General features: G+C 61.8%; 7 protein-coding genes. 6 read left to right on the top strand and 1 reads right to left on the bottom strand.

Features of this window, described 5'->3' with window-relative positions:
* From AC3VI7_RS11455 to AC3VI7_RS11430, 6 genes are all read left to right on the top strand, one after another.
* On the top strand, positions 1-627 hold a 627-nt coding region (locus tag AC3VI7_RS11455), incomplete at its 5' end, for an RHS repeat-associated core domain-containing protein (RefSeq protein ID WP_489669729.1).
* An 8-nt stretch (positions 628-635) separates the two neighbouring features.
* Positions 636-944: a hypothetical protein gene (locus tag AC3VI7_RS11450; RefSeq protein ID WP_489669730.1), complete on the top strand. Its 309-nt coding sequence runs from the start codon at positions 636-638 to the stop codon at positions 942-944.
* 267 nt (positions 945-1,211) lie between these two features.
* On the top strand, positions 1,212-2,903 hold the full coding sequence (locus AC3VI7_RS11445; RefSeq protein WP_489669731.1) for a serine/threonine-protein kinase: 1,692 nt from the start codon (positions 1,212-1,214) through the stop codon (positions 2,901-2,903).
* A gap of 62 nt (positions 2,904-2,965) precedes the next feature.
* Positions 2,966-3,946, top strand: a complete 981-nt coding sequence (locus AC3VI7_RS11440; RefSeq protein ID WP_489669732.1) for a FecR family protein — start codon at positions 2,966-2,968, stop codon at positions 3,944-3,946.
* Positions 3,943-4,815, top strand: coding sequence for a c-type heme family protein (locus tag AC3VI7_RS11435; protein WP_489669733.1), 873 nt, complete (start codon positions 3,943-3,945; stop codon positions 4,813-4,815). The genes AC3VI7_RS11440 and AC3VI7_RS11435 overlap by 4 nt, the downstream gene beginning before the upstream one ends.
* Before the next feature lie 15 nt (positions 4,816-4,830).
* Positions 4,831-6,312: a serine/threonine-protein kinase gene (locus AC3VI7_RS11430; protein WP_489669734.1), complete on the top strand. Its 1,482-nt coding sequence runs from the start codon at positions 4,831-4,833 to the stop codon at positions 6,310-6,312.
* 6 nt (positions 6,313-6,318) lie between these two features.
* On the opposite strand, the gene AC3VI7_RS11425 is transcribed toward AC3VI7_RS11430, so the two are convergent.
* Positions 6,319-7,639: TIGR02270 family protein (locus AC3VI7_RS11425; protein ID WP_489671538.1), on the bottom strand; the 1,321-nt coding region annotated here is incomplete at its 5' end.

The raw sequence follows: 7,639 nt of genomic DNA, 5'->3' as shown, positions 1-7,639 counted from the left end.
CAGGTCTTCGACAAAGAGACGGGTTGGGCCTACAACCACCACCGGGACTACGACCCCTACCTCGGCCGATACATTCAGTCTGACCCGATAGGGCTCAAGGGCGGGATCAATACCTATGGGTATGTGGCGGGGAATCCGCTCATGTGGACTGACCCATTAGGATTAGCCACGGGTGTGACTATCTGGCAGCCAGTTGGCATGGGGGGATCATCATTTGGGCATGTGTCTACCACTATCAATGGGACAACATATTCATATGGTACTGGAGGCATGAGCATCTTGCCGCAGGCGGACTATCTTGCGAAAAACGGTTTTCGGGATGGAACAGAGGTCAATTTGAATCTAACACCACAGCAGGAAACAAATTTGGCCGCCTGTCTTGCCAAGCCACAAGGTAATTACAAGGCTGCGACAAACAACTGTGGAACGCCTATTCAACGTTGTCTTGCTGAAGTAGGCGTGAAAGACTTTTACGCCAGTGGTAAATCAACGATTGGAATCAACGGTCGGCATGTTTTACCCGTTGATCTTGGTAATAGCCTGCTTTCTTCTGGTTCTTTTGGTGGGACAACCTATTACCCAGCGATTCGTCCGGCTGATGGCTTTAGCGCACCTTGGGCAAGATGATGAAGCGGATGTTTATTATTTTTCTGGCTGCGGTATTTTTTATATTGATCATTTATCTTTTGCTTTGTGGAAGCAGCAGCTTTCGTCATGGGTATTCATGGGGGGAGATGGACTGGAACAATGATGGAAAAACAACTATTGCTGAGTTTTTTGAAGCTAGTGATATTGGTCGCAGGAATGTAATTGTGGATGGCAGGCCTTGCGTTGAATATTTTGCATTCAAAGATGGTCTGGCTGTACGGATAGACTGCCATGATGGAAAAAAGCGAAGTCAGGGCGGATTCAAAAATGAACCGCAAAACTCCCATCAACCATAGCCGCATGGCGAGTACGACGTGAACGGCAGTCCGCTCTATGAGGTGATCTGGCTGGGTGATTTGCCTCTTGGGGTGATGAAGCAAACCAAAACGGGTAACTTGGTGATCACCCGAGGCAGCGATCAGGCGATCCTGTGGCGCTGGGAGAGTTGGGGCCTACAGCACCGCACAGGGCGGTTGCCTCACCGCCAGAGCTTAAAAAGGGGTGGTCTAGAATCAGCTTGAGCCGGCATTGCCGCATTCGTTGATGGTTGGCATCGGATCACCATGACACCCCGTATTCCCGCAGACATTCCTGAACACGAAAACGCTTTGCTGCCGGGGACGCGTTTGGGCGAGTTCGAAATTCGCGGCGTGATCGGTGTGGGTGGCTTTGGCATCGTTTATCGCGCCCTTGACCACGATCTGGAACGCGAAGTTGCGATCAAAGAGTACATGCCCGGGCAGCTTGCCGGGCGGGATGCCACGGGGGCGGTGACGGTGCGCGCCCGCACCCATGCAGAAACCTTCGGGATCGGGCTGCGTAGTTTCGTCAACGAAGCACGGTTACTGGCGCGCTTTGATCACCCCGCCTTGCTCAAGGTCTACCGCTACTGGGAGGCCAACGGCACAGCCTATATGGCGATGCCGTTCTACGATGGTCACACCCTGACGCAGGTGCTGCGCGGTATGCCCGCGCCGCCTTCACAGGGCTGGCTGATGGGTGTGATTGAACCGCTGCTGGGGGCGCTGGAGCTGCTGCACAGCCAGCAGATCTATCACCGCGACATCTCGCCCGACAACATCTTGCTGCTTGAAGATGGCCGGCCGGTGTTGCTCGATTTTGGTGCTGCCCGGCATGTGATCAGTGATCGCACCCAAGCGCTCACGGCGATCCTCAAACCCAACTACGCGCCCATCGAGCAATACGCTGAGATCCCCGGTTTGAAGCAAGGCCCGTGGACGGACCTGTATGCGCTGGGGGCGGTGGTCTACGCTGCCTTGACCAGCCGGCCGCCCTCGCCAGCGGCCACGCGGGCGGTGCTCGATGATCTGGTGGCCTTTGATCAAATCGGGCGGCAGCTGCTGCAAAACCACCAGCTCAGCTACACGCCGGCTTTTTGGGCGGCTTGGCAAGCCTGCTTGATCGTTAAGCCCGGAGGGCGGCCGCAAAGTGTGGCCGAGCTACGCGCGGCGCTGCACAGTCAAGCGGTGGCCGCCCCAAAAACCGGCCCAACCGTGCTGCCTCCACCCCCCCGTGCTGGGAGCAGCGCTGACAAGCCGGCCGAAGCTGATCCGGAAAAGACGGTCATCCGCAGCATCAACCGCAACAAACCAGCCGCCCCGCCAGCGCCACCCGCCCCACCCGGCAAATCGCCACCGACCAGCCTACCGTTGCCCCCACTGAAGCAGCCACCACCCGCCCCCAAAGCGGTAGCGCCATCCCGGTGGGGTGCGGGTGTTTTCATCGGCTTGGGTGTGCTGGGATTGCTGCTGGTGGGGTTGGGGTTCTATCGGCCCAGCCCAAGCCCTGCGCCGCGTCCCATACCGCCCGTGGTGGTTGATCCTCCGGTGCCCATACCGGCACCAGCACCCGCACCCGCATCCACACCGGAACCCGCACCCACTTCGGTCAGCTCACCGGCTGAATTGCTCCCAGCGACCGAAGCTTCAGCGGTTGCTTCGGTGCCGATCCATGCCCCCCGGGCCTCGGCAGGATCGGGTCTGCCCAAAGTGAGGCCTGTGCCGCTCCCGACGCACCCCACGCCACCCCCCCCGGTGCTATCTCTGCCTCCGCCACCCGCCATCCCCTTGGTACCCCCGGTACCTCCGGCCCCCACGACTGCCACTGAAGCCTGCCAAGGGGAAAAGGGACACCTGAACCGAGGCGTTTGCATAGCCCGTGAATGCAAGAGCGCCAAGTTTGCCAACAAGCCCGATTGCCTGCGTATCAGGGATACCGAGGCAGAGCGTTACTGAGCACTTTGCCAAGCGGTTCGGATGGTATATCGTGTCCGCGTCACCCCGGTTGAGGAACCGATATGTCTCCTCTCTCACCCAAGCATGGGTACCGATGGATCAGCAGCGTTGTGGCTTGGACGTTGCTCCTCTTACTGAGTAGTTTGGCCTTGGTCCCCCTGGCGAGGGCTGCGCCCTTGGCGGTGGTCACCATCGTCGATGGTGAGGCGCAACTCATCCGCGCCCACAGCAAGTACGCTTTGATCGAGGGCGCGCGTCTGGAGGCCGATGATCTCGTCGAGGTCACCAGCCAAGGCACGTTGCTGCGGGTGGAATTCAGTGACGGCTTGCGCCTCAGCCTAGGGCCGGCCACTCGCGCTGTGCTGGCTCCCAAGCTGAGCGATGAACGCGGTCAACGCGATGAGCGGGGCTCGGCACGCATCTATCTGCTTCAAGGCTGGGCCAAGTTCAATGCGGACGCTGGCCACAAAGCGCCAACCACGGCCATGGCGGTGGCGGTGTTCACCCCGCTGTTCGATGCCATCGAGCTCAAGGGCGACAGCGTGGTGATGGTCTCTGGGGAGGGCGGCGAGCTGTTTGCCGAATCAGGCTCGGCCACGCTACGCCCCGGTACGGGGGCCAAGCTGAGCCTCAAGAGCGGTGAAGCCGCCCGCCTAGGCAAAGAAGGCAAACCGCCGGTGGCGAGCCCACGCCCCAGTGCTGGTTTTCTCCAGCAACTGCCGCGTGCTTTTATGGACACCTTGCCGGCCCGCGCAGCGATGTTCCAAAACGCCAGCAAGCCCCTCAAGCGGCTGGCCGATGTCAGTGAATCGGACTTGCGTGCTTGGCTCGTGATCGACCCCGCGCTGCGCCGGGCCTATCTGCCTGATCGCTTGCCCGAGCGAAAAATCACCCCACCCCCACCCCGCAAGGTGTCCGCGCCGATTGCGCCGATGACGGTGCCCAGTGTCGCGCCCAGTGCATCACCCCCCGCACCCCGTGATGCACCCGAAGCTGAGCTTGGGTGGAAACCCCTGCCGTTGAGGCCCGGAGATGCGCCATGAAACTGCTCCTCAAGTTCAATTTGATCTTCTTGCTGGTGTTTCTACTGGGCCTCGCGGGATCAAGTTGGGTGGCGCGCAGCATGCTGCAAGCTGCCGCTGTCGATGAGGTGGCCAACCGTGCCCGGTTGTTGATGGAAAAAGCCAATGCGGTCAGCAGCTACACCGCCACGCAGATCAAACCCTTGCTTGAAACGCAGATGAAGTACACCTTCTTGCCGCAATCGGTGCCGGCGTATTCGTCGGCCGAGGTGCTGATCGCCCTGCAAAAGGTCTACCCCGACTACAGCTTTAAGTCCGCCATGCTCAACCCCACCAACCCTCGGGACCGGGCCGTGGCGTGGGAAGAAGACGTGATCACGCAGTTTCGCAATGCCCCGGACATGCCGGAATTCATCGGCCAGCGCGAAACCCCGAGCGGGCAATCGCTCTTCATTGCACGCCCCATTCGGCTCAAAAACCCGGTTTGTTTGGCGTGCCACAGCACCCCCAGTGCAGCACCGGCCACCTTGTTGGAACGCTACGGCCCGGCCAATGGCTTTGGTTGGAAGATTGGCGACACCTTGGGTGCCCAGATCGTTTCGGTGCCGATGGATGTGCCGATGCAAAACGCCCGGCACGCTTTGTGGGCGGTGATGGGGTTGCTCTCAGGCATGTTTCTGCTGATCGGCACAGCCCTCAACTTCATGCTCTGGAAACTGGTGATCCAGCCGGTCAGTCAGTTATCCGCCCTGGCCGATCAGGTCAGCTTGGGCGAGGCGGACGTGCCCGAATTCAGCGTCGCGACCAAGGATGAAATCGGTGTGCTGGCCGAGTCTTTCGGTCGTATGCGCAAGAGCTTGGACCACGCCATGAAAATGTTGGAAGGTTGAAGAGTGGACAGACTCTTGCCGAGTCAGATCGGCAAATACACCATCTCTGAAGTGATCGGCCATGGCGCGATGGGGGTGGTCTACAAGGGGTTCGATCCCCATATCCAACGCCCGGTAGCCATCAAGACGGTTCACAAGAGTTTGCTGGGCAACGACCAAGCGGCCGATTCCATCGCGGCGCGTTTTCGCAATGAAGCCAAGGCGGTGGGCCGCATCGTTCACCCCGGTGTGGTGGCGATCTACGAGTTGGGCGAAGACGAGACCACCGCTTTTATCGCCATGGAGTTTGTCGAGGGCCGCAGCCTCGACCAGATCTTGGCAGAGACACCGCTGCTGGCCGAGGCCCAAGTGCTCAGCATCATGGAGCAGCTGCTCGACGCGCTGGACTACGCCCATCGGCAAGGCGTTTGGCACCGCGACATCAAACCCGCCAACCTGATGCTGGCCACCAACGGCCAGCTCAAACTGACCGATTTCGGCATCGCGCGCATCGAGAACATGGGCCTGACCCAAGTGGCCTCGATGATCGGCACCCCCGGCCACATGGCCCCTGAGCAGTACATGGGTGAAGGCATTGATCAGCGCGCCGATGTGTTTGCCGCCGGCGTCTTGCTCTACCAACTGCTGGCGGGTCAAGCGCCTTTCACGGGCAACCCGGAGCAGGTGATGTACAAGATCCTGCACGAGACGCCGCCGCCGCCCAGCCCCTTGGCCCATCCACCGAGGCCCGAGGCCTATGACGCCGTGGTGGCCCAAGCCATGGCCAAACAAGTCGAGCAGCGTTTTGCCTCAGCCCGTGCGTTTCACCAAGCCCTGATCAGCGCGGCCCATCAAAACCAGCCCCCGCAGCATCCGCAACACTCACCTGAGCAAGATGGCTTCACCATGGTGTTGCCCAAGGCCCAGTGGGCGCAGATGCTGGACTCACCAGGCAGCAGTGCAGCGTCGGCTCCCATACCGGGCTTGGATGGCCCCACGCTGAGCCGCATCGAGCACTCGCTGGCAAGTTATGTGGGGCCGATGGCCAAGCTGATGGTGCGCGACGCCGCCCGCCATTGCACCGATGTCCGCAGCTTGACCAGCGCGGTGGCGCAGCACATCGACATGGAAGCGCAGCGGCAAAAATTCATCCACGATGCTTTGGCCGGTTCACAGGCCCAAGCGGCGATCCACCCCACGCACAGCCATCCCAACAGCAGCGGCAGCGCCGCTTTGGCTTTTCCTGAGCTCAATCCGCCGCCGCTCACCCCCTTACCTTTGCCTTTACCTTTACCAACGCCCATCTCCGGCACCGGATCGGGCACCCTGACCGAGGCCTGCAAAGCCCACGCGCAGCACATATTGACCTTGCAACTCGGCCCCATCGCCAAGATTTTGGTGAAACGCGCCGCCGATCAAGCCACAGAGCGTGAGCATTTCTGGCACCGTTTGGTCGAGGCCTGCCCTGAACTGGACAGCGACAAGTTGCTGCGCGAGTTGCGCGCTGGCAAGGGCTGAGTGGCGCTACTCGGTGGTCATCTCCGCCAACCAGCGCTGCTGCCGCCACGCCGGTGCTGTCGTCTGAAACAGCTTGGTTCTAGGCGTGAGCAGACAAGCCCACTGCGCGGCGGCCATGCGCTGGCGCTGTCCGCCCTCACGCAACACCTTGAGCGCCTGCGCCGGGCTTGGCTGCTCGCCCATGAAGAAGCGCGGCTCAGCGGGCGATGTTGTGCTGAAGCGCGCCTGATGCGCCTGCCACCAGCCCTGCACCCGCTCAGCATCCGGCCACGGCAGGCCCTCGTCGTCGTCCAGCGCCACCAAGTCGTCATTCGGGTCATCATTGGGCCCGCCGAAGCGCCCGTCACTCGCGCCCTCCGGTGGCGTGCGTTCCAGATCCAGCCGGGCCAGATCAGCCCCGGTGATGCGCGTGAATGCCTCGCCCGCGAGCCGACTGACCAAGAGATCAGCCATTTGCCCGATCAGCCACGGGATGAAGAACGCATCACCCGCCACGCCACAGCGCCGGATCAGGCGTCGCCGCGCCGCCACACCCGCCGGCCCCGGCTCGTTGGCCCGCTCCGACCACCGGCGTGAACATTCGCGTAAGTGCTGCCGCGCCGCATCCACCTCGATCACCTTCAGCAGCCACTCGGCCGCCGCATCGCTCCACGCCCCCGCCCCTTCGGCCAACTCGTTCAGCACCGCGAGCACCCCCGCCGACCGATCTCCCAGCAACAGCGCCGAGCGCGCCGCCCAGAACTGCGGGGTCTCGTCCTCGGCCGCGTCGTCCGCCACGCAAGCGGCCACCACCTGCGGCAACACATCAACCCGCCCGACTTCCCCCGCCACCCGCAAAGCTCGCACCCGCAAACGCTCGTCCGCATCGGCCAGCGCCGCCCCCAACGCCGCCCCCGGATCAACCCGGTGCATCCCACACGCCGCCAACCCCGCCGCCCGCTGCACCGCATCCCCCGACATCAACAAATCACGGATCGTCCCCTGCAACGCTTGCGCAGACACCCACCCCAACGCCCCCAACACCCCCCGCTCAGCCCCCGGCACCGCCGCAACAAGAGCAAACAGCCGCTGCAACAACCCCGCATCCTTCAATTCAAGCGCTCGCACCGCCAACGTAAACACCGCCCCCACACTGGGCGTTTCCAGCGCTTCAAGACAGAGTTTCAGCCCGAAATCCCCAGCAACCGCAATCCCATCCAAATGCGCAGCAATGCGCTCGTCAAGGCGTTGCAGACGGTGGATTTGGACGTGGTGTGAGCGCACCAGCACACTGCGAACGTGGCGGAGGTGGGTTGACTCCTCGACGTGTTGGGAGATGACGAGGGGG

This window comes from Leptothrix toolikensis (SeqCode), assembly GCF_057922285.1.
This window is presented reverse-complemented; position numbering and strand designations above follow the sequence as displayed.

Coding starts and splice junctions, on each gene's coding strand:
- AC3VI7_RS11445 (WP_489669731.1), top strand. CDS start 1,212: ATGACACCCCGTATTCCCGCAGACATTCCTGAACACGAAAACGCTTTG.
- AC3VI7_RS11440 (WP_489669732.1), top strand. CDS start 2,966: ATGTCTCCTCTCTCACCCAAGCATGGGTACCGATGGATCAGCAGCGTT.
- AC3VI7_RS11435 (WP_489669733.1), top strand. CDS start 3,943: ATGAAACTGCTCCTCAAGTTCAATTTGATCTTCTTGCTGGTGTTTCTA.
- AC3VI7_RS11450 (WP_489669730.1), top strand. CDS start 636: ATGTTTATTATTTTTCTGGCTGCGGTATTTTTTATATTGATCATTTAT.